The 24063-nt window shown below is 45.9% G+C and carries 8 protein-coding genes, 3 tRNA genes and 6 rRNA genes; 6 read left to right on the top strand and 11 right to left on the bottom strand.

The genetic code is table 11. The features are described from left to right. Positions 1-165 precede the first annotated feature (165 nt). Positions 166-1989 carry a translational GTPase TypA gene (gene typA, locus G5S32_RS00655; RefSeq protein WP_165310013.1) on the bottom strand — a complete coding sequence of 608 codons (1824 nt, stop codon included), beginning with the start codon at positions 1987-1989 and terminating at the stop codon, positions 166-168. Positions 1990-2492: 503 nt separating this feature from the next. On the opposite strand from typA, the gene glnA reads away from it, so the two are divergent. The 5 genes from glnA (at position 2493) to add (ending at position 10878) form a co-directional block, all read left to right on the top strand. Further along, a complete protein-coding gene (glnA, locus tag G5S32_RS00650) occupies positions 2493-3902 on the top strand; it encodes a glutamate--ammonia ligase (protein WP_165310012.1) in 1410 nt (469 codons plus the stop codon). Positions 3903-4672: 770 nt separating this feature from the next. After that, a complete protein-coding gene (glnL, locus tag G5S32_RS00645) occupies positions 4673-5719 on the top strand; it encodes a nitrogen regulation protein NR(II) (RefSeq protein ID WP_165310011.1) in 1047 nt (348 codons plus the stop codon). 39 nt (positions 5720-5758) lie between these two features. Beyond that, a complete protein-coding gene (glnG, locus tag G5S32_RS00640) occupies positions 5759-7162 on the top strand; it encodes a nitrogen regulation protein NR(I) (protein WP_165310010.1) in 1404 nt (467 codons plus the stop codon). A 75-nt stretch (positions 7163-7237) separates the two neighbouring features. Beyond that, the gene (gene gepA, locus G5S32_RS00635; protein WP_165310009.1) at positions 7238-9793 is read left to right on the top strand and encodes a phosphodiesterase GepA; all 2556 of its coding nucleotides are present in this window, start codon (positions 7238-7240) and stop codon (positions 9791-9793) included. Positions 9794-9873: 80 nt separating this feature from the next. Further along, a complete protein-coding gene (gene add, locus G5S32_RS00630) occupies positions 9874-10878 on the top strand; it encodes an adenosine deaminase (RefSeq protein WP_165310008.1) in 1005 nt (334 codons plus the stop codon). A 600-nt stretch (positions 10879-11478) separates the two neighbouring features. Here add and G5S32_RS00625 read toward each other — a convergent pair. The 9 genes from G5S32_RS00625 to G5S32_RS00585 all read right to left on the bottom strand — a co-directional run bounded on the left by G5S32_RS00625 (position 11479) and on the right by G5S32_RS00585 (position 22250). After that, positions 11479-11555 (bottom strand) — tRNA-Asp (locus G5S32_RS00625). A gap of 30 nt (positions 11556-11585) precedes the next feature. Beyond that, positions 11586-11701 (bottom strand): 5S ribosomal RNA (gene rrf / locus G5S32_RS00620). A 90-nt stretch (positions 11702-11791) separates the two neighbouring features. Next, positions 11792-14681: ribosomal RNA gene (locus tag G5S32_RS00615) — 23S ribosomal RNA — on the bottom strand. A 326-nt stretch (positions 14682-15007) separates the two neighbouring features. Then, positions 15008-15083, bottom strand: a tRNA-Ala gene (locus G5S32_RS00610). 79 nt (positions 15084-15162) lie between these two features. After that, positions 15163-16705: ribosomal RNA gene (locus tag G5S32_RS00605) — 16S ribosomal RNA — on the bottom strand. Positions 16706-17073: 368 nt separating this feature from the next. Next, positions 17074-17189, bottom strand: a 5S ribosomal RNA gene (gene rrf, locus G5S32_RS00600). A 91-nt stretch (positions 17190-17280) separates the two neighbouring features. After that, a 23S ribosomal RNA gene (locus G5S32_RS00595) occupies positions 17281-20170 on the bottom strand. Between the two features lie 362 nt (positions 20171-20532). Continuing rightward, positions 20533-20608: transfer RNA gene (locus tag G5S32_RS00590), tRNA-Glu, on the bottom strand. Between the two features lie 99 nt (positions 20609-20707). Next, positions 20708-22250, bottom strand: a 16S ribosomal RNA gene (locus G5S32_RS00585). The 16S, 23S and 5S rRNA genes sit together here with 3 tRNA genes alongside, the layout of an rRNA operon. Before the next feature lie 551 nt (positions 22251-22801). On the opposite strand from G5S32_RS00585, the gene G5S32_RS00580 reads away from it, so the two are divergent. After that, a complete protein-coding gene (locus G5S32_RS00580; RefSeq protein ID WP_165310007.1) occupies positions 22802-23257 on the top strand; it encodes an RNA recognition motif domain-containing protein in 456 nt (151 codons plus the stop codon). On the opposite strand, the gene murI is transcribed toward G5S32_RS00580, so the two are convergent. After that, positions 23208-24026 (bottom strand): glutamate racemase, encoded by an 819-nt coding sequence (gene murI / locus G5S32_RS00575; protein WP_165310006.1) that lies wholly within the window; start codon positions 24024-24026, stop codon positions 23208-23210. The two genes, G5S32_RS00580 and murI, sit on opposite strands and share 50 nt — an antisense overlap. Positions 24027-24063 lie beyond the last annotated feature (37 nt).

Genomic DNA, 24063 nt, shown 5'->3' with positions numbered 1-24063 from the left:
CGGGAAATTACACACTCTTCATTTTAAGCGATGAAGTAAAAATTTGCTTAACCTATTGATTCATTATTAATTTGCAAAGTTTTTTTTGCATTAAAAGCCGTAAAAACAAAAAGCCCCGAACTATTGCAGGTCGGGGCTTTGGAAACGTTAGCAGTTACAGATTAATTAACTACGAGAAGCACGTTTACGGTCGTTTTCAGTCAGGTGACGTTTACGAACACGAATGCTCTCTGGTGTTACTTCTACTAGCTCGTCGTCATCGATAAACTCTAGAGCTTGCTCAAGTGTCATCGTGATTGGTGTAGTAAGCACCTGCGCTTCATCCGTACCTGATGCACGCATGTTAGTTAGCTGTTTACCTTTAAGAGGGTTTACTGTCAGGTCGTTGTCACGGCTGTGAATACCGATAACCATACCTTCGTAAACTTCCACACCATGGCCGATAAATAAACGACCACGATCTTGCAGGTTGAACAGTGCGTTGGTCAGAGCTTTACCCGCACCGTTAGAAATCAGTACGCCGTTAACACGCTGACCAATGTCGCCACCTTTGTGTGGACCATAGTGATCAAACGTATGGTATAGAAGACCAGAACCCGAAGTCAGAGTCATGAACTCTGTTTGGAAACCAATCAGACCACGAGAAGGCATGATGAAGTCAAGACGCACACGACCTTTACCGTCTGGAGACATATCTTTCAGCTCGCCTTTACGCATGCCGATTTTCTCCATGATACCGCCTTGGTGCTCTTCTTGAACGTCGATCGTTACAGTTTCAAACGGTTCCATTAGCTGGCCGTCTTCTTCTTTCAGAATTACTTCTGGACGAGATACTGCAAGTTCAAAACCTTCACGACGCATGTTTTCAATCAGAATAGACAGGTGAAGTTCACCACGACCAGACACACGGAACTTATCAGGGTCTTCAGTTTGCTCAACACGTAACGCTACGTTGTGCACCAATTCTTTTTCAAGACGCTCTAGGATGTTACGTGAAGTAACAAACTTACCTTCTTTACCAGCAAACGGAGAGTTGTTTACCTGGAAAGTCATGGTAACGGTTGGCTCGTCAACACTCAGTGCTGGAAGTGCTTCAACTGCGTTCACATCACAGATAGTGTCAGAAATTTTAAGCTCGCCAAGGCCAGTAATAGCAACGATATCACCAGCAGTTGCTAGATCTGTTTCAGAACGTTGTAGACCTAGGTAGCCTAGAACCGTACCTACTTTACCATTACGTTTCTTACCGTTAGCACCAACAACAGTGACTTGTTGGTTTGGTTTTACTGTACCGCGAGTAACACGACCAACACCGATTACACCCACGTATGAGCTGTAATCAAGCTGAGAGATCTGCATTTGTAGTGGGCCAGTTAAATCAACTTGTGGCGGTTCTACGTTGTCAACGATAGCTTGGAACAATGGTTCCATGTTCTCGCCAGTAGTGCCTTCTTCAAGAGTAGCCCAACCGTTAAGAGCTGAAGCGTAAACAACTTGGAAATCTAACTGTTCATCAGTTGCGCCTAGGTTGTCGAATAGGTCGAACACTTGGTCCATAACCCAATCAGGACGAGCACCTGGACGGTCAATTTTGTTGATAACAACAATTGGTTTCAAACCGTGAGCAAACGCTTTTTGCGTTACGAAACGAGTTTGTGGCATAGGGCCATCAACAGCGTCAACGATCAAACATACACAGTCAACCATAGACATGATACGTTCTACTTCACCACCGAAGTCTGCGTGTCCCGGAGTATCTACGATGTTGATGCGGTAATCGTTCCAGTTAATTGCTGTGTTTTTAGCAAGAATTGTGATACCACGCTCTTTCTCGATGTCGTTCGAGTCCATGACTCGCTCTTCGATGTCACCACGTGATTCTAACGTACCAGATTGCTGGAGTAGTTTATCAACAAGGGTAGTTTTACCGTGGTCAACGTGCGCGATGATCGCGATATTTCTTAATTTATCTATCTGTGGAGTAGCCATGGAGTTTGCTTCACTTATATACACAAAATGGCCCGCCTTTACACGATGTAAAGACGTAGCCTTAAATTTGGTTCAAAAAACGGGCAATAATGTACCAGATTTTGGCGAAAAACCTAGGAATATGTGATCCATCACGCTGATTTTCACTCTATAAAGACTAGTCGTTAAACTGGTTTTAAACAAACCGTGACAAATTAAAGTTAAATATGACTAAAAAAGTGAGTGAATCATTGTGTGAATAGTGTACGCTTTGATAGAAATTGGTGCACTGCACACACGCAAGCACCATTTTGGTTCACTAAAGGATCTTTTTGGTGCAACAGAAAGCACCAAAAAAAACATAATGCGAGTAATGTATTGATATATATAGCCTAAAATGTTTGGCACGGATATCGCATGCATATGCTCAACATCGATTAAGATGAGTCTAAGCATTAATTGATGCAAGAAACTAATTTTGATTCGAGCCCAAATCGCTTTATTAACACTGGAGGTTATCCGAGATGTCAGTAGAAAACGTACTATCGCTGATTCAAGAAAACGAAGTTAAGTTTGTGGACCTACGTTTCACAGATACAAAAGGTAAAGAGCAACACATTTCGATCCCTGCTCACCAAATTGATGCAGACTTCTTCGAAGATGGCAAAATGTTCGATGGTTCATCAGTTGCTGGCTGGAAAGGTATTAATGAATCTGACATGGTGATGATGCCTGACGCTGCATCTGCTGTGCTAGACCCATTCACAGAAGAATCAACGCTAAACATCCGTTGTGACATCCTAGAACCTGCAACAATGCAAGGTTACGACCGCGACCCACGCTCTATTGCAAAACGCGCAGAAGAGTACATGCGCTCAACTGGTATCGCAGATACAGTTCTAGTTGGTCCAGAACCAGAATTCTTCCTATTTGACGATGTTAAGTTCTCAACTAACATGTCTGGTTCATTCTTCAAAATCGACGACATTGAAGCGGCATGGAACACAGGCACTGAATACGAAGATGGTAACAAAGGCCACCGTCCAGGCGTTAAAGGTGGTTACTTCCCAGTAGCTCCTGTTGATTCATCTCAAGATCTACGTTCTGCTATGTGTTTAATCATGGAAGAAATGGGTCTAGTTGTTGAAGCGCACCACCACGAAGTTGCAACTGCTGGTCAGAACGAAATCGCAACTCGTTTCAACACGCTAACAGCAAAAGCTGATGAGATCCAAATCTACAAGTACGTTGTTCACAACGTTGCTCACGCATTTGGTAAAACAGCGACTTTCATGCCTAAACCACTAGTTGGCGACAACGGTTCTGGTATGCACGTTCACCAATCTCTAGCGAAAGACGGTGTTAACCTATTCGCTGGCGACAAGTACGGCGGTCTATCTGAAACTGCTCTATTCTACATCGGCGGTATCATCAAACACGCTCGTGCACTGAACGCACTGACTAACCCATCAACTAACTCGTACAAACGTTTGGTTCCTCACTACGAAGCACCAGTTATGTTAGCTTACTCAGCTCGTAACCGTTCTGCTTCTATCCGTATCCCTGTGGTACCAAGCCCTAAAGCACGTCGTATCGAAGTTCGCTTCCCAGATCCAGCAGCAAACCCATACCTAGCGTTTGCAGCAATGTTGATGGCTGGTCTTGACGGTATCAAGAACAAGATCCACCCAGGCGAAGCGATGGATAAAGACTTGTACGATCTACCACCAGAAGAAGAAGCAGAGATTCCAAAAGTTGCAGAATCACTACAACAAGCTCTGCAATATCTAAGTGATGACCGTGAATTCCTAACTGTAGGTGGCGTATTCTCTGATGACTTCATCAACTCTTACATTGAGCTGAAGACAAAAGACGTACAACGCGTAAACGTAGCAGTTCACCCACTAGAGTTCGAACTATACTACTCAGTATAAGATCTCGCTTTAGCAATATATCAGGCTCGCCTCGCAGGCGGGCCTTTTTTATATTCAACAATGGCCTAAATCTCTCTAGCATAAATGCTCTCAATATCTGAAGAACGTTTGGAGAGTAACAACTTGATTCAGCGGTTATTGTCAGTATGCCTACTCTTTACGATGCCCTCTTTAGTTAAAGAAGCTAATCCGTGGGTTGATGGGGATAACGTAAGACCCATTTCTGACACTTATCTTACACAGCACCTTGCAAAATTCGCTCGAACTAAATCAGACTCGCCGCTCACTAAACTCCCTACGAGCCATACCAAAACACAAAAATTTGATGACGGTTCCAGAACAACCTCACCACTATCAATAAATATAATATCGCCCTCTAATGGTGAAACAATTCGAGATAATAATGGGAAAATTGAAGTCAAAATCGAGCTCAACAGAGGCTTAAATCGCTCTGAACACCTACAATTATTAATGGATGACAGACCGATTGGTGCACCAAGCACCAAAACGGTGTGGCATCTAAAAAACATCGATAGAGGTACTCATCGCTTTTCAATTCAGTCAGTTGGAAGCGGCAAGGTTATTGCATCTAGCTCTGTAGTAACGGTGTATCTACATCGGGCGTCCGTGAATTAGTCGATAACCTACTAATTAGCCTGATATCACAAAGAGTTTTTCTTTTTCTTTGCATACCGTTGCGCCATACTTGACATTTTAATGCACCATAAAGGTGCGTTGCATTATTTTGGAACACGGACAAGGAAGAAACTGTGAATGCAGAACTGAGCCACACCATTTTAAACAACGTCGTTACGGCCACTTTAATGTTGGACGAATTGTTGTGCGTCCGTTATGCAAACCCAGCGGCCGAACAACTGTTCGCTCAGAGTGCGAAACGCATTACAAATCAACCGCTTTCTAAACTGATTCAACACGCTTCAATGGATTTAGCTTTACTCACTCAACCATTGCAGAGTGGACAAAGTATTACAGACAGCGATGTGACCTTTGTTGTGGATGGCAAACCACTGATGCTCGAAGTCACCGTAAGCCCAATGTCTTGGGAAAAAGATCTGTATTTATTAGTTGAGATGCGCCGTATTGGTCAACAAAGACGTCTCACTCAAGAACTCAACCAACATGCTCAGCAACAAGCTGCTAAATTATTAGTTCGTGGGCTGGCCCACGAAATTAAAAATCCTTTAGGTGGTTTACGAGGCGCGGCACAGCTTTTAGAACGCATGTTGCCTGATCAAAGCCTGACCGAATATACCCAAATTATTATTGAACAAGCTGATCGCTTAAGAGCTTTAGTTGACCGCTTACTTGGCCCACAAAAGCCCGGTAAAAAGAAATCTGAAAATCTGCACCTTATTTTGGAAAAGGTACGTCAGCTTGTTGAACTTGAAGGTGGCCCAGAATTAGTCATTGAACGCGACTATGACCCAAGCCTACCTGACATCGTGATGGACACAGATCAAATTGAGCAAGCTTTGCTTAATATCGTCAGTAACGCAGCACAAATATTATCGAGTCAAAAACACCAACAGATAACGCTGCGAACCAGAACTGTCCATCAAGCAACGATTCAAGGCCAACGGCATAAGTTGGTGGCCAGAATTGAGATTATTGATAACGGTCCAGGCATTCCAATGGAACTGCAAGACACCTTGTTCTACCCAATGGTCAGTGGCCGTGAAGGTGGGACTGGACTTGGTTTATCAATATCTCAGAACCTGATCGACCAGCATAATGGCAAAATCGAAGTAGAAAGCTGGCCAGGTAGAACCACATTCACTATTTATTTACCCATTTAGACACATTAGCTAAAAGGCTTGCTGTTAAGGAATAAAACTATGAGTAAAGGATACGTATGGGTTGTCGATGACGACAGTTCTATCCGCTGGGTTATGGAGAAGACCCTTTCATCAGCTAATATCAAATGTGAAACCTTTTCCGATGCAGAAAGTGTTTTAATGGCATTAGAGCGCGAAACACCTGATGTATTGGTTTCCGATATTCGTATGCCAGGTATTGATGGTATCGAGTTACTTAACCAAGTACATTCGCGCTCACCAGAATTACCAGTCATCATCATGACTGCTCATTCTGATTTGGATGCGGCGGTTAACGCATATCAGAAAGGAGCATTTGAGTACCTACCTAAGCCATTTGATGTGGATGAGACGCTTACTCTTGTTGAACGTGCTATTGCACATGGTCAAGAGCAACGTAAAGAGCAGTCAAGTCAACTTGAGCAATCTTATGATTCTCCTGAGATCATTGGTGAAGCACCAGCTATGCAGGAAGTTTTCCGTGCTATCGGTCGTCTGTCTCGTTCTTCAATTTCTGTATTGATTAACGGTGAATCCGGTACAGGTAAAGAGTTGGTTGCGCATGCTTTACATCGCCACAGTCCTCGAGCGCAAAAACCTTTCATTGCTCTCAATATGGCCGCGATTCCAAAAGATCTGATTGAATCTGAGTTATTTGGTCATGAAAAAGGCGCGTTTACCGGTGCAAATAACGTTCGCCAAGGCCGTTTTGAGCAGGCAAACGGCGGTACTTTGTTCCTTGATGAAATCGGTGACATGCCACTCGACATTCAAACGCGTCTACTACGTGTTTTAGCCGATGGTCAGTTCTACCGGGTTGGTGGTCATTCTGCGATTAAAGTGGATGTACGTATCGTAGCGGCAACTCACCAAAATCTTGAGAAACTCGTCCACCAAGGCAAGTTTCGCGAAGACTTATTTCACCGTTTAAATGTAATACGTATTCAAATTCCGTCTTTACGTGAACGCCGTCAAGATATTGAAAAGCTGACTCAACATTTCCTCGCACTTGCCGCTAAAGAATTAGGTGTTGAGATGAAAACTCTTCATCCTAAAACTGTAGAAATTCTTAACCGCTTAGACTGGCCAGGCAACGTTCGCCAATTGGAGAACATGTGTCGCTGGTTAACGGTCATGGCAAGTGGTTCTGAAGTACTACCTAGTGATCTTCCATCAGAATTAATTTCAGAGAAGAAGAACGTTGACTTTGAAAATGACACCAGTTGGCAGAAACAATTGGAATCATGGGCTAAATCAGCGCTTGCATCGGGAGAAACAGAGATTCTTTCGTACGCATTACCTGAGTTCGAACGTATACTTCTAGAAGCGGCACTGCATCATACAAATGGTCATAAACAAGATGCTGCGAAAGTACTAGGCTGGGGTCGTAATACGCTTACAAGAAAACTCAAAGAGCTGTACTGATTTTTGAATCTATAAGGCATCTGATGAGCTCTTTCCAGTAAGTATAGGGATAGTGCTTGTATTAAGATCAGGGATATGCCTTTTAATAAGCAAATCAAATTGAAAACTGCTGTATTGCTACCGTTCGTGATCATTTTTTTGGTCACGTTCGGTGTGATTGCTTTTGTGCAAAAAGGCAACTACGAACAGATGGTTCAAGATATCAGTAATAAACAACTGACCTATCTCACCAACAACGTAGAACAGCGCCTCTATAATTTTCTCGAAGAACCTTTTCTCGCTAATTTAAACTTGAGCCATAACATTGGCTTCAATCGCCTTTACCAAAAAGGTAACACAAAAAAAATTGAGGACTTCTTCCATTCTAACTTTTCAGTTCTCTACCAATCTATATCGCAAATGGATGTGGTTGGATTTGGAGGCATCAATGCTGAGTATGTCGGTTTCCGAAAAGAACTCGACCATAACTACACCTTGATGGTGCAAGATCGAAGAACGCAAAATCAATTAGTCATCTATCAGAACAATACCATTAGCCGTGACATTCGCTCGGTGATAGAAAACTACGATCCGAGAATTCGTCCTTGGTATGCACCCGTCGCTGAAAGTCAGAAGCCTATGTGGTCTTCTATTTATACCAACGCCGATGAACGCCAAGAGATAACTCTTTCTTCATTAAGCCCTGTATTTCAAGACGATCAATTTGTGGGAGTTACGGTTACAGACGTTAAAATAGATACCTTTAATGCTTTTTTACGCGAGATGAAGCATCAAACAGAAGCAGATGTCTACATATTTGATGAAGAGCATCGTCTTATCGCTCATTCCAGTGCTGGCGGTGTTGTTTCTTGGGGAACTAGTTTATCTCCGAAAGGAGCTCGCCTATTAACAACCGAAAATGCTAGCCCGGTCATCAAAGCCAGCGCCCAACGCTTCAAACAGCTGAAGCCATCCGAAAATACCACGAATAAAAACTTCGTCACCTATGTCAACGCAGATCGCTATTTTAATAAAGTTACCCCTTTCAAAGATGAGTTTGGCGTGCACTGGTACATCGGAGTATCCATTTCTGAGCCGATGTTATTAGGTGAGGTACCTTATAACCAGCGTAATGCTTGGTATATCGGTCTGCTAATCAGTATATTCGGCATTGGTATCGGCTATATTGCCTTCAATCGAATTACGGCGCCTATCACGTCAACAGCTTCTGCTGCTGAGCATTTAGCCCGTGGTGATTGGACAAGCCCAATGCCTAAGTCAGGTAACATTTACGAAACGAGTTTATTGGTTCACGCTTTTAATGAGATGGCAAATAATCTCAAAGCATCATTTAAAGCATTGAGAACCCAGTTGGTGTATGACTCACTCACTAAACTCTATAGCCGTGAAGGTCTGGTTGAAAGCTGCAGTAACCTCAAGAATCTCAATGGCTGCTTATTCTTGATTGGTATTGATAAATTCAGGGACATCAACGACAGCTTAGGACACCAGCTTGCAGACCAACTGCTTATAGCGATTGCACAAAGATTGAAGAGCATTTTCGCATCCGATGCCTATATAGCGCGGATTGGTGGTGATGAATTCGCTCTATATCTGCCTTTGGTTCAGAATGAGCAAGAGATCCAAGATGAGGCTCAACGAATTCTGCAATTGTTTACAACACCCTATTCAATGCCAAATGAACCCATTGCCGTTAACGTATCTGTGGGTATCGTACATAACTTTGATTCAAGCAATATGACCGTTTGGTTGAGAAACGGCAGCATCGCGTTAAGTAATGCAAAGTTAGATTCAACGCGAATCAGCTACTATGCTCCCGAAATGGCGGGAGTCTCTCGTAAACGAACTCAGATGGTTACCTTGCTCAAAGTCGCGATAGAGAAACGGGAATTTGTACCTTTCTATCAACCTATCGTTGACTTAAATAGTGGAGAAGTATTAGGTGCAGAAGCTCTGGCTCGATGGGTTTCTCCTGAACTCGGCTTAGTCCCGCCAACCGAATTTATTCCAGTGGCGGAAGAAAGCGGTCTCATCAACACCATCGGTGAACAAATACTTGTCCAAGCGTGTATAGACACTGTCAAAGGAATAGAAGAAGGCAAATGGGCCTTCGATTTCCGTATGCACGTGAATTTGTCTGTCAGCCAACTGTCCAGTTATTTGTTCCTACCTCAACTCGAAGAGATTCTTCGAGTAACTCAATTAAGTCCAAGCAACCTTGCGCTGGAGATCACCGAATCGAAAATCGTCGATAACGACCCAATCATCTTAAATAACATGGTTGCGTTGAAGAAGTTGGGGATACATATCGCTATTGATGATTTTGGTACTGGCTATAGCTCTTTGTCTTATCTACATAAGCTGCCATTTGACTGCTTAAAAATCGATAGAGCCTTTGTTCTTCAACTCAACCAAGATCATTTGGAAGAGAGCATTGTTGCTGCCATCATTAACATGATGAAAGGCTTTAAAGTGCACCTAATCGCTGAAGGGATAGAGACTCAAGAGCAGGTTGAATTGTTACATCAGCTAAACTGTCCTCAGGGCCAAGGGTTCTTATTTAGCAAGCCAATCCCTTATCATGAATGGCCAACAAACTTAGTTAACATGAGGCAAAAAACAGCAAATTAGACCCATTTTAGCTCGAACAACTACTGACACGTGCTACATTGGTTCTTATACTTCACCCAGATAAACAATGGGAATAGATAATGATAACCAAGAACTTACCATTAACGGATTTACACCGTCATTTAGATGGCAATATACGTACCCAAACTATCTTCGATCTAGGAACAAAATTCGGCGTCAAATTACCTGCAAGTAACATTATCGATTTAACACCTTATGTACAGATCGTAGAAGCAGAACCATCTTTGGTTGCATTCTTATCAAAACTTGACTGGGGCGTAGCTGTTTTAGGCGATTTAGATGCTTGTAGAAGAGTGGCGTATGAAAACGTAGAAGATGCGCTAAATGCTCAAATTGATTACGCTGAACTGCGCTTCTCACCTTATTACATGGCAATGAAACATAGCTTACCTGTTGCAGGTGTTGTAGAAGCGGTAGTAGATGGAGTTAAAGCGGGTATCCGCGACTTTGGTATCAAAGCGAATCTTATCGGAATAATGAGCCGTACATTTGGTACAGAAGCATGTCAGCAAGAACTCAATGCAATCCTATCACAACGAGATAATATAGTTGCTGTCGACCTAGCAGGCGACGAGCTAGGTCAACCAGGTGAACTGTTTACTAACCATTTCAAACAAGTACGTAATTCAGGTTTAAACATCACTGTTCACGCTGGTGAAGCTGCTGGTCCAGAAAGCATGTGGCAAGCAATTCGAGATCTTGGTGCAACTCGTATTGGCCACGGCGTAAAAGCGATTCAAGATCCTAAGCTGATGGACTACCTAGCTGAGCATAAGATAGGCATAGAGTCTTGCATTACATCTAACATTCAAACAAGCACAGTCGAAAGCTTACAAAATCATCCTCTGAAACAATTCTTGGAACATGGTGTTCTCGCTTGTTTAAATACGGATGACCCGGCAGTAGAGGGTATTGAACTTCCACACGAGTATGAAATTGCGGCTCCTCAAGCTGGTTTATCTCAAGAACAAATCCGCCAAGCTCAAGTAAATGGCTTAGAACTAGCCTTCTTATCTGGCTTAGAAAAAGAAGAACTAAAACACAAAGCAGCTTCTAGAGCTTAAATTCAATATGTCTCTTTAAAAGCCGATGCCATTGCATCGGCTTTTTCATACTTAATATTCGCACTGTGCTCCTGCAGAGAAACAGGAGTGATACAAATAACTGAGTCTAGTCTAAAAGACGTTGAAGGCCGTATTCTTTAGAACAAAGAGTGGGAGTGAACATCACACTCAATCCTATGTACTTTTCTTCAGACGCAAAAAAGCCCCGTCATTTCTGACGAGGCTTCGCTGTCTATTTTAAAGAACGAGTGGCGGAGCGAACGGGACTTCCTATCTATCATGCGTGAGCGCGTCCCCCGGCGAAACAGACCGGCCTGCTCTTAAACAAGGAGCAACCAACTGAACTACCGCTCCGCATTGGTCACTTTGCTATAGATGCAAAAAAGCCCCGTCATTTCTGACGAGGCTTCGCTGTCTATTTTAAAGAACAAGTGGCGGAGCGGACGGGACTCCCTATTCACTATACGTGAGCGCATCCCCCGGCGAGACAGACCGGCCGCTCTTAAACAAAGAGCAACCAACTGAACTACCGCTCCGCATTGGTCACTTTGCTATAGACGCAAAAAAGCCTCGTCATTTCTGACGAGGCTTCGAAATAAGTGGCGGAGCGGACGGGACTCGAACCCGCGACCCCCGGCGTGACAGGCCGGTATTCTAACCAACTGAACTACCGCTCCGCATTGGTTAGCGCTTGGTGCTAAATTAAAGCCTGGCGATGTCCTACTCTCACATGGGGAAACCCCACACTACCATCGGCGCTAATTCGTTTCACTTCTGAGTTCGGCATGGAATCAGGTGGGTCCAAATCGCTATGGTCGCCAAGCAAATTCTTTAATTCGGAAAGCTGTTTGTGTTCTCTACACATTCAATTCTGCTCTTGCTTTGAGTCCAATCAAAACCCCTTGGGTGTTGTATGGTTAAGCCTCACGGGCAATTAGTACAGGTTAGCTCAATGCCTCACAGCACTTACACACCCTGCCTATCAACGTTCTAGTCTCGAACAACCCTTTAGGACACTTAAAGTGCCAGGGAGAACTCATCTCAGGGCTTGCTTCCCGCTTAGATGCTTTCAGCGGTTATCAATTCCGAACTTAGCTACCGGGCAATGCTACTGGCGTAACAACCCGAACACCAGAGGTTCGTCCACTCCGGTCCTCTCGTACTAGGAGCAGCCCCCTTCAATTCTCCAACGCCCACGGCAGATAGGGACCGAACTGTCTCACGACGTTCTAAACCCAGCTCGCGTACCACTTTAAATGGCGAACAGCCATACCCTTGGGACCGACTTCAGCCCCAGGATGTGATGAGCCGACATCGAGGTGCCAAACACCGCCGTCGATATGAACTCTTGGGCGGTATCAGCCTGTTATCCCCGGAGTACCTTTTATCCGTTGAGCGATGGCCCTTCCATTCAGAACCACCGGATCACTATGACCTGCTTTCGCACCTGCTCGAATTGTCATTCTCGCAGTCAAGCGGGCTTATGCCATTGCACTAACCACACGATGTCCAACCGTGTTTAGCCCACCTTCGTGCTCCTCCGTTACTCTTTGGGAGGAGACCGCCCCAGTCAAACTACCCACCAGGCACTGTCCTCGACCCGGATAACGGGTCTGAGTTAGAACATCAAACATACAAGGGTGGTATTTCAAGGACGGCTCCACACAAACTAGCGTCTGCGCTTCAAAGCCTCCCACCTATCCTACACATGTAGGTTCAATGTTCAGTGCCAAGCTGTAGTAAAGGTTCACGGGGTCTTTCCGTCTAGCCGCGGGTACACTGCATCTTCACAGCGATTTCAATTTCACTGAGTCTCGGGTGGAGACAGCGTGGCCATCATTACGCCATTCGTGCAGGTCGGAACTTACCCGACAAGGAATTTCGCTACCTTAGGACCGTTATAGTTACGGCCGCCGTTTACCGGGGCTTCGATCAAGAGCTTCGCGTTACCGCTAACCCCATCAATTAACCTTCCGGCACCGGGCAGGCGTCACACCGTATACGTCATCTTACGATTTTGCACAGTGCTGTGTTTTTAATAAACAGTTGCAGCCACCTGGTATCTGCGACTCTCATCAGCTCCATCCGCGAGGGACTTCACCGTCAAGAGCGTACCTTCTCCCGAAGTTACGGTACCATTTTGCCTAGTTCCTTCACCCGAGTTCTCTCAAGCGCCTTGGTATTCTCTACCCGACCACCTGTGTCGGTTTGGGGTACGATTCCTTACAATCTGAAGCTTAGAGGCTTTTCCTGGAAGCATGGCATCAATGACTTCACTACCGTAGTAGCTCGACATCGTGTCTCAGCCTTAAAGAGAGCCGGATTTACCTAACCCTCAAGCCTACGCACTTGAACCTGGACAACCGTCGCCAGGCCCACCTAGCCTTCTCCGTCCCCCCATCGCAATTGTAAGAAGTACGGGAATATTAACCCGTTTCCCATCGACTACGCCTTTCGGCCTCGCCTTAGGGGTCGACTCACCCTGCCCCGATTAACGTTGGACAGGAACCCTTGGTCTTCCGGCGAGGAGGTTTTTCACCCCCTTTATCGTTACTCATGTCAGCATTCGCACTTCTGATACCTCCAGCATGCTTTACAACACACCTTCAACGGCTTACAGAACGCTCCCCTACCCAATATCCTAAAGGATATTGCCGCAGCTTCGGTTTACTACTTAGCCCCGTTACATCTTCCGCGCAGGCCGACTCGACTAGTGAGCTATTACGCTTTCTTTAAATGATGGCTGCTTCTAAGCCAACATCCTAGCTGTCTGAGCCTTCCCACATCGTTTCCCACTTAGTAGTAATTTGGGACCTTAGCTGGCGGTCTGGGTTGTTTCCCTCTCCACGACGGACGTTAGCACCCGCCGTGTGTCTCCCGGATAGTACTTACTGGTATTCGGAGTTTGCAAAGGGTTGGTAAGTCGGGATGACCCCCTAGCCTTAACAGTGCTCTACCCCCAGTAGTATTCGTCCGAGGCGCTACCTAAATAGCTTTCGGGGAGAACCAGCTATCTCCGAGTTTGATTGGCCTTTCACCCCTAGCCACAAGTCATCCGCTAATTTTTCAACATTAGTCGGTTCGGTCCTCCAGTTGATGTTACTCAACCTTCAACCTGCCCATGGCTAGATCACTCGGTTTCGGGTCTATATCCAGAGACTAAGCGCCCAGTTAAGACTCGGTTTCCCTACGGCTCCCCTATACGGTTAACCTTGCCACTGAATATAAGTCGCTGACCCATTATACAAAAGGTACGCAGTCACCCCACGAAGAGGCTCCTACTGCTTGTACGTACACGGTTTCAGGTTCTATTTCACTCCCCTCACAGGGGTTCTTTTCGCCTTTCCCTCACGGTACTGGTTCACTATCGGTCAGTCAGGAGTATTTAGCCTTGGAGGATGGTCCCCCCATATTCAAACAGGATATCACGTGTCCCGCCTTACTCGTTTTCACTTAAAATGACATGTCGGTTACGGGGCTATCACCCTGTATCGCGGCACTTTCCAGAGCCTTCACCTGTGTCATTAAAAGCTTAAGGGCTAATCCAATTTCGCTCGCCGCTACTTTCGGAATCTCAATTGATTTCTTTTCCTCGGGGTACTTAGATGTTTCAGTTCTCCCGGTTCGCCTCATTAACCTATGTATTCAGTTAATGATACGTGCTTATGCACGTGGGTTTCCCCATTCGGAAATCGTAGACTCAAGTGGCTTTTACTGCCTAATCTACGCTTATCGCAAGTTAATACGTCCTTCATCGCCTCTGACTGCCAAGGCATCCACCGTGTACGCTTAGTCACTTAACCATACAACCCCAAGAGGTCTTTCGTATGGCAAACAACCAAGGTTTAGTTGTCTCTCATTATTTGAATGAGCGAGAGACATTTCGATTTTGCCGGACTCAAATATGAATACTTACTTATAAAGTAAGATTCCCAAGAACACTTGAATGTGTATTGGTACCTAAATCATCTCTTCATAAAAAGAAATCATCTAGGATTTGAGAACTTTTAATAAATAACAATTCAATCAAAAATTGTTATTTGTCAGCTTTCCAAATTGTTAAAGAGCATGAGTAATTTCTAAAAAGAAATACCATTTTTAAAGATTCTTAAGGAAGAACATTTAAAGATGGTGGAGCTATGCGGGATCGAACCGCAGACCTCCTCGCTGCCAGCGAGGCGCTCTCCCAGCTGAGCTATAACCCCAATCTGGAAAAGTTTTTCCTACTCTAAACTTATTAAACCTAATCAATCTGTGTGGACACTCATCAAGAGAATCTTTACGTAAGGAGGTGATCCAGCGCCAGGTTCCCCTAGCGCTACCTTGTTACGACTTCACCCCAGTCATGAACCACAAAGTGGCAAGCGTCCTCCCGAAGGTTAAACTACCTGCTTCTTTTGCAGCCCACTCCCATGGTGTGACGGGCGGTGTGTACAAGGCCCGGGAACGTATTCACCGTGACATTCTGATTCACGATTACTAGCGATTCCGACTTCATGGAGTCGAGTTGCAGACTCCAATCCGGACTACGACGCACTTTTTGGGATTCGCTTACTCTCGCAAGTTCGCTGCCCTCTGTATGCGCCATTGTAGCACGTGTGTAGCCCTACTCGTAAGGGCCATGATGACTTGACGTCGTCCCCACCTTCCTCCGGTTTATCACCGGCAGTCTCCCTGGAGTTCCCGACATTACTCGCTGGCAAACAAGGATAAGGGTTGCGCTCGTTGCGGGACTTAACCCAACATTTCACAACACGAGCTGACGACAGCCATGCAGCACCTGTCTCAGAGTTCCCGAAGGCACATCAACGTCTCCGTCGACTTCTCTGGATGTCAAGAGTAGGTAAGGTTCTTCGCGTTGCATCGAATTAAACCACATGCTCCACCGCTTGTGCGGGCCCCCGTCAATTCATTTGAGTTTTAATCTTGCGACCGTACTCCCCAGGCGGTCTACTTAACGCGTTAGCTCCGAAAGCCACGGCTCAAGGCCACAACCTCCAAGTAGACATCGTTTACGGCGTGGACTACCAGGGTATCTAATCCTGTTTGCTCCCCACGCTTTCGCATCTGAGTGTCAGTATCTGTCCAGGGGGCCGCCTTCGCCACCGGTATTCCTTCAGATCTCTACGCATTTCACCGCTACACCTGAAATTCTACCCCCCTCTACAGTACTCTAGCTTGACAGTTTCAAATGCTATTCCGAGGTTGAGCCCCGGGCTTTCACATCTGACTTAACAAACCACCTGCATGCGCTTTACGCCCAGTAATTCCGATTAACGCTCGCACCCTCCGTATTACCGCGGCTGCTGGCACGGAGTTAGCCGGTGCTTCTTCTGTAAGTAACGTCAAACAATGCCGCTATTAACGACACTGCCTTCCTCCCTACTGAAAGTGCTTTACAACCCGAAGGCCTTCTTCACACACGCGGCATGGCTGCATCAGGCTTGCGCCCATTGTGCAATATTCCCCACTGCTGCCTCCCGTAGGAGTCTGGACCGTGTCTCAGTTCCAGTGTGGCTGATCATCCTCTCAGACCAGCTAGGGATCGTCGCCTTGGTGAGCCCTTACCTCACCAACTAGCTAATCCCACCTAGGCATATCCTGACGCGAGAGGCCCGAAGGTCCCCCTCTTTGGCCCGTAGGCATCATGCGGTATTAGCTATCGTTTCCAATAGTTATCCCCCACATCAGGGCAATTTCCTAGGCATTACTCACCCGTCCGCCGCTCGCCACCCAAGGAACAAGTTCCTCTGTGCTGCCGCTCGACTTGCATGTGTTAGGCCTGCCGCCAGCGTTCAATCTGAGCCATGATCAAACTCTTCAATTTAAGATTTTGTCGGCTCAATGAATACTGATTACATTCTTTTGCTTAATAAAAAGCTAAGTAATGTTGAATTGACTGTGCTGAATCTTACGATTCAATTGGTCACTCAGTTCATTGAAACCTAATTTGAAACCGAAGTTTCTAATTTGATTTTCATCAACGAGTGCCCACACAGATTGATAGGTTTAAATTGTTAAAGAGCTTTGCTTTCAGTGCCTTATCACCTGGGCAGGACGCGTATATTACGCTTCATGCTTTGAAAGTCAACATAAAATTCTAAACATTTTAGAACTCTATGTTGACTCGCTTAATAACTAAGCAAGTCATGACCTTTTGGTCTTCACTTTTTAAAAAAGTGAATGAAAATTAAAGCCTGGCGATGTCCTACTCTCACATGGGGAGACCCCACACTACCATCGGCGCTAATTCGTTTCACTTCTGAGTTCGGCATGGAATCAGGTGGGTCCAAATCGCTATGGTCGCCAAGCAAATTTGTTTAATTCGGAAAGCTGTTTGTGTTCTCTACACATTCAATTCTGCTCTTGCTTTGAGTCCAATCAAAACCCCTTGGGTGTTGTATGGTTAAGCCTCACGGGCAATTAGTACAGGTTAGCTCAATGCCTCACAGCACTTACACACCCTGCCTATCAACGTTCTAGTCTCGAACAACCCTTTAGGACACTTAAAGTGCCAGGGAGAACTCATCTCAGGGCTTGCTTCCCGCTTAGATGCTTTCAGCGGTTATCAATTCCGAACTTAGCTACCGGGCAATGCTACTGGCGTAACAACCCGAACACCAGAGGTTCGTCCACTCCGGTCCTCTCGTACTAGGAGCAGCCCCCTTCAATTCTCCAACGCCCACGGCAGATAGGGACCGAACTGTCTCACGACGTTCTAAACCCAGCTCGCGTACCACTTTAAATGGCGAACAGCCATACCCTTGGGACCGACTTCAGCCCCAGGATGTGATGAGCCGACATCGAGGTGCCAAACACCGCCGTCGATATGAACTCTTGGGCGGTATCAGCCTGTTATCCCCGGAGTACCTTTTATCCGTTGAGCGATGGCCCTTCCATTCAGAACCACCGGATCACTATGACCTGCTTTCGCACCTGCTCGAATTGTCATTCTCGCAGTCAAGCGGGCTTATGCCATTGCACTAACCACACGATGTCCAACCGTGTTTAGCCCACCTTCGTGCTCCTCCGTTACTCTTTGGGAGGAGACCGCCCCAGTCAAACTACCCACCAGGCACTGTCCTCGACCCGGATAACGGGTCTGAGTTAGAACATCAAACATACAAGGGTGGTATTTCAAGGACGGCTCCACACAAACTAGCGTCTGCGCTTCAAAGCCTCCCACCTATCCTACACATGTAGGTTCAATGTTCAGTGCCAAGCTGTAGTAAAGGTTCACGGGGTCTTTCCGTCTAGCCGCGGGTACACTGCATCTTCACAGCGATTTCAATTTCACTGAGTCTCGGGTGGAGACAGCGTGGCCATCATTACGCCATTCGTGCAGGTCGGAACTTACCCGACAAGGAATTTCGCTACCTTAGGACCGTTATAGTTACGGCCGCCGTTTACCGGGGCTTCGATCAAGAGCTTCGCGTTACCGCTAACCCCATCAATTAACCTTCCGGCACCGGGCAGGCGTCACACCGTATACGTCATCTTACGATTTTGCACAGTGCTGTGTTTTTAATAAACAGTTGCAGCCACCTGGTATCTGCGACTCTCATCAGCTCCATCCGCGAGGGACTTCACCGTCAAGAGCGTACCTTCTCCCGAAGTTACGGTACCATTTTGCCTAGTTCCTTCACCCGAGTTCTCTCAAGCGCCTTGGTATTCTCTACCCGACCACCTGTGTCGGTTTGGGGTACGATTCCTTACAATCTGAAGCTTAGAGGCTTTTCCTGGAAGCATGGCATCAATGACTTCACTACCGTAGTAGCTCGACATCGTGTCTCAGCCTTAAAGAGAGCCGGATTTACCTAACCCTCAAGCCTACGCACTTGAACCTGGACAACCGTCGCCAGGCCCACCTAGCCTTCTCCGTCCCCCCATCGCAATTGTAAGAAGTACGGGAATATTAACCCGTTTCCCATCGACTACGCCTTTCGGCCTCGCCTTAGGGGTCGACTCACCCTGCCCCGATTAACGTTGGACAGGAACCCTTGGTCTTCCGGCGAGGAGGTTTTTCACCCCCTTTATCGTTACTCATGTCAGCATTCGCACTTCTGATACCTCCAGCATGCTTTACAACACACCTTCAACGGCTTACAGAACGCTCCCCTACCCAATATCCTAAAGGATATTGCCGCAGCTTCGGTTTACTACTTAGCCCCGTTACATCTTCCGCGCAGGCCGACTCGACTAGTGAGCTATTACGCTTTCTTTAAATGATGGCTGCTTCTAAGCCAACATCCTAGCTGTCTGAGCCTTCCCACATCGTTTCCCACTTAGTAGTAATTTGGGACCTTAGCTGGCGGTCTGGGTTGTTTCCCTCTCCACGACGGACGTTAGCACCCGCCGTGTGTCTCCCGGATAGTACTTACTGGTATTCGGAGTTTGCAAAGGGTTGGTAAGTCGGGATGACCCCCTAGCCTTAACAGTGCTCTACCCCCAGTAGTATTCGTCCGAGGCGCTACCTAAATAGCTTTCGGGGAGAACCAGCTATCTCCGAGTTTGATTGGCCTTTCACCCCTAGCCACAAGTCATCCGCTAATTTTTCAACATTAGTCGGTTCGGTCCTCCAGTTGATGTTACTCAACCTTCAACCTGCCCATGGCTAGATCACTCGGTTTCGGGTCTATATCCAGAGACTAAGCGCCCAGTTAAGACTCGGTTTCCCTACGGCTCCCCTATACGGTTAACCTTGCCACTGAATATAAGTCGCTGACCCATTATACAAAAGGTACGCAGTCACCCCACGAAGAGGCTCCTACTGCTTGTACGTACACGGTTTCAGGTTCTATTTCACTCCCCTCACAGGGGTTCTTTTCGCCTTTCCCTCACGGTACTGGTTCACTATCGGTCAGTCAGGAGTATTTAGCCTTGGAGGATGGTCCCCCCATATTCAAACAGGATATCACGTGTCCCGCCTTACTCGTTTTCACTTAAAATGACATGTCGGTTACGGGGCTATCACCCTGTATCGCGGCACTTTCCAGAGCCTTCACCTGTGTCATTAAAAGCTTAAGGGCTAATCCAATTTCGCTCGCCGCTACTTTCGGAATCTCAATTGATTTCTTTTCCTCGGGGTACTTAGATGTTTCAGTTCTCCCGGTTCGCCTCATTAACCTATGTATTCAGTTAATGATACATGCTTATGCATGTGGGTTTCCCCATTCGGAAATCGTAGACTCAAGTGGCTTTTACTGCCTAATCTACGCTTATCGCAAGTTAATACGTCCTTCATCGCCTCTGACTGCCAAGGCATCCACCGTGTACGCTTAGTCACTTAACCATACAACCCCAAGAGGTTTCTATTTGCTTTCACTTTTCAAAAGTGAAGACAAAAAGGCGTATGGCAAACAACCAAGGTTTAGTTGTCTCTCATTATTTGAATGAGCGAGAGACATTTCGATTTTGCCGGACTCAAATATGAATACTTACTTATAAAGTAAGATTCCCAAGAACACTTGAATGTGTATTGGTACCTAATCACTCTTTATTAAGAGAAATTAGGATTTGAGAACTTTTAATAAATAACAATTCAATCAAAAATTGTTATTTGTCAGCTTTCCAAATTGTTAAAGAGCAAGAGTTTTTATAAACAAAGAGTTTACGAAAACCATTTTTAAACACACTCGCAAGAATGCTTAAAGATGGTATCCCGTAGGGGAGTCGAACCCCTGTTACCGCCGTGAAAGGGCGGTGTCCTAGGCCTCTAGACGAACGGGACACTAGCATTTGTTTCCACTTTTAAAAAAGTGAAATCAAAATCTCTTTACTTTCTAAACCTAATCAATCTGTGTGGACACTCATCAAGAGAATCTTTACGTAAGGAGGTGATCCAGCGCCAGGTTCCCCTAGCGCTACCTTGTTACGACTTCACCCCAGTCATGAACCACAAAGTGGCAAGCGTCCTCCCGAAGGTTAAACTACCTGCTTCTTTTGCAGCCCACTCCCATGGTGTGACGGGCGGTGTGTACAAGGCCCGGGAACGTATTCACCGTGACATTCTGATTCACGATTACTAGCGATTCCGACTTCATGGAGTCGAGTTGCAGACTCCAATCCGGACTACGACGCACTTTTTGGGATTCGCTTACTCTCGCAAGTTCGCTGCCCTCTGTATGCGCCATTGTAGCACGTGTGTAGCCCTACTCGTAAGGGCCATGATGACTTGACGTCGTCCCCACCTTCCTCCGGTTTATCACCGGCAGTCTCCCTGGAGTTCCCGACATTACTCGCTGGCAAACAAGGATAAGGGTTGCGCTCGTTGCGGGACTTAACCCAACATTTCACAACACGAGCTGACGACAGCCATGCAGCACCTGTCTCAGAGTTCCCGAAGGCACATCAACGTCTCCGTCGACTTCTCTGGATGTCAAGAGTAGGTAAGGTTCTTCGCGTTGCATCGAATTAAACCACATGCTCCACCGCTTGTGCGGGCCCCCGTCAATTCATTTGAGTTTTAATCTTGCGACCGTACTCCCCAGGCGGTCTACTTAACGCGTTAGCTCCGAAAGCCACGGCTCAAGGCCACAACCTCCAAGTAGACATCGTTTACGGCGTGGACTACCAGGGTATCTAATCCTGTTTGCTCCCCACGCTTTCGCATCTGAGTGTCAGTATCTGTCCAGGGGGCCGCCTTCGCCACCGGTATTCCTTCAGATCTCTACGCATTTCACCGCTACACCTGAAATTCTACCCCCCTCTACAGTACTCTAGCTTGACAGTTTCAAATGCTATTCCGAGGTTGAGCCCCGGGCTTTCACATCTGACTTAACAAACCACCTGCATGCGCTTTACGCCCAGTAATTCCGATTAACGCTCGCACCCTCCGTATTACCGCGGCTGCTGGCACGGAGTTAGCCGGTGCTTCTTCTGTAAGTAACGTCAAACAATGCCGCTATTAACGACACTGCCTTCCTCCCTACTGAAAGTGCTTTACAACCCGAAGGCCTTCTTCACACACGCGGCATGGCTGCATCAGGCTTGCGCCCATTGTGCAATATTCCCCACTGCTGCCTCCCGTAGGAGTCTGGACCGTGTCTCAGTTCCAGTGTGGCTGATCATCCTCTCAGACCAGCTAGGGATCGTCGCCTTGGTGAGCCCTTACCTCACCAACTAGCTAATCCCACCTAGGCATATCCTGACGCGAGAGGCCCGAAGGTCCCCCTCTTTGGCCCGTAGGCATCATGCGGTATTAGCTATCGTTTCCAATAGTTATCCCCCACATCAGGGCAATTTCCTAGGCATTACTCACCCGTCCGCCGCTCGCCACCCAAGGAACAAGTTCCTCTGTGCTGCCGCTCGACTTGCATGTGTTAGGCCTGCCGCCAGCGTTCAATCTGAGCCATGATCAAACTCTTCAATTTAAGATTTTGTCGACTCAACGAATACTGATTCTATCTTTCGATAGTGAATTGACTGTGCTCGATACCGAAGTATCAAATTGGTCACTCAGTTCATTGAAATCTAAATTTGAAGCCGAAGCTTCTAATTGATTTTCATCAACGAGTGCCCACACAGATTGATAGGTTTAAATTGTTAAAGAGCTTTTCTATCGATTTCAGCCTTTAAAGCATCATCGCTAGGGGTGCGTATAATACGCTTTAATTATTGAGAGTCAACGTTTATTTCAAACTTTATTTTCTCTCTTACTTGATACGTTGTGATGTTCATCTCACTCCGTGTCAGTGAGGCGGCATTATAGGGAGCTAAAATAATTAGACAAGCACTTTTTTCAAATAATTTTTCGTTCGCTCAAAAAGCAAGCAAAGCACTGTTTATCGAATAAAATTTCAACATTTGAGGGGGGTCACAGCAATTGGTTGGAAAAAACCTAAGCATATACGTAAGATTCATGTATCTATTTTGTTAATCGTAGATACGCATCTAATTTTATTCTTACAAGTAGTATTCTTATATGAACTTAAATAAACCAATGTTTTTGAATATCGCGATTGCGATTATTGGCGGTGCAATAATTTCTCTAGTTCCAGGCATTCCTTCAGCTGTAAGTTTTATTGTGGGTGTTGTGGCAGCAACTATTGTATTCAAACTTTTCCTATCATCACCCTCTCTTAATGAAGATGAAGAACCAGCATTACCAACCAAAACACTTTATGTAGGTAACTTGCCATATAAAGCAAATGAGTCTCACGTTCGTGATTTATTTGCTCAACATGGTGAAGTGTTTGCAGTTCGCTTAATGAAAGATAAGCGCACAGGAAAACGTAGAGGTTTTGGCTTTGTTGTCATGGCAGCAACGCATGCTCAATCGGCGATTGATGCACTCAACGAACATGATTACATGCAGCGCACACTAAAAGTTAGGATTGCAAACGATCCGAAACACCCGGAAGAGGATATGGACGAATAGCAGAAAATCCTAACTGTTCTAGCCTTTTATTCAGTGCACTTTCTTCCCAAGGAAGTGCACTGGAGTAAATAGTGTGTTTGTTCTCCGAGCGAACACCGCTTTCTATACCGAGTAAATCTTTCACTCGTCTCGCAATTGCCTCACCAGAGTCCACCAGCAACACTTCTTTCCCTAGCACTTGTTGAATCTCATCTTTGATAAGAGGGAAATGTGTACATCCTAATACCGCAACATCAATCTGATTGATCAGTGGACTTAAGATATTTTGCAGCTCCTGTAGATCTATCGCTTTTCCTCTAAGCTTTTCTTCCGCCATATCAACAAGACGAGTAGAACCAAGCAGTTCCACATTTTTATCAGCAGAGAAGCTTCGAATAAGATCATGTGTGTATTGACGAGTGACGGTTGCGGGTGTGGCAATAAGCCCAACGGCTTTATTGGCTAATGACGAAGCAGGCTTAATTGCTGGGACAACACCGACCACCGGAATAGATAACTTAGAGCGTAATGTCGGAAGCACAATGGTACTTGCGGTATTACAAGCAATAACCACTATGTCGAAACCTTGTTGTTCCACTAGCCCTGTGATTAGTTGTTCTACTCTTTGTAATAAGACACTCTGCTCTAACTCTCCGTACGGGTATGCGGCATTATCAAACAGATAGGTATAAGAGAGTTGCGGAAGGCGCAATTCAATTTCTTTATACACAGATAGACCGCCGACACCAGAGTCGAATATTAGGACTTTAGGAACAGATTGAGTAGACACAGCAGGAACCAGATAAGAACAACGATATCGCAAAGAT

This window comes from Vibrio ziniensis, assembly GCF_011064285.1.
GTDB lineage: Bacteria > Pseudomonadota > Gammaproteobacteria > Enterobacterales > Vibrionaceae > Vibrio > Vibrio ziniensis.
Note: the sequence above shows the minus strand (reverse complement) of the source record. Positions and strands in the feature narration are given on the sequence as shown.

Excerpts from the sequence above, each read along its gene's own strand:
- gepA (WP_165310009.1), top strand. The coding sequence starts at position 7,238 with ATGCCTTTTAATAAGCAAATCAAATTGAAAACTGCTGTATTGCTACCG.
- glnG (WP_165310010.1), top strand. The coding sequence starts at position 5,759 with ATGAGTAAAGGATACGTATGGGTTGTCGATGACGACAGTTCTATCCGC.
- glnA (WP_165310012.1), top strand. The coding sequence starts at position 2,493 with ATGTCAGTAGAAAACGTACTATCGCTGATTCAAGAAAACGAAGTTAAG.
- add (WP_165310008.1), top strand. The coding sequence starts at position 9,874 with ATGATAACCAAGAACTTACCATTAACGGATTTACACCGTCATTTAGAT.
- typA (WP_165310013.1), bottom strand. The coding sequence starts at position 1,989 with ATGGCTACTCCACAGATAGATAAATTAAGAAATATCGCGATCATCGCG.
- G5S32_RS00580 (WP_165310007.1), top strand. The coding sequence starts at position 22,802 with ATGAACTTAAATAAACCAATGTTTTTGAATATCGCGATTGCGATTATT.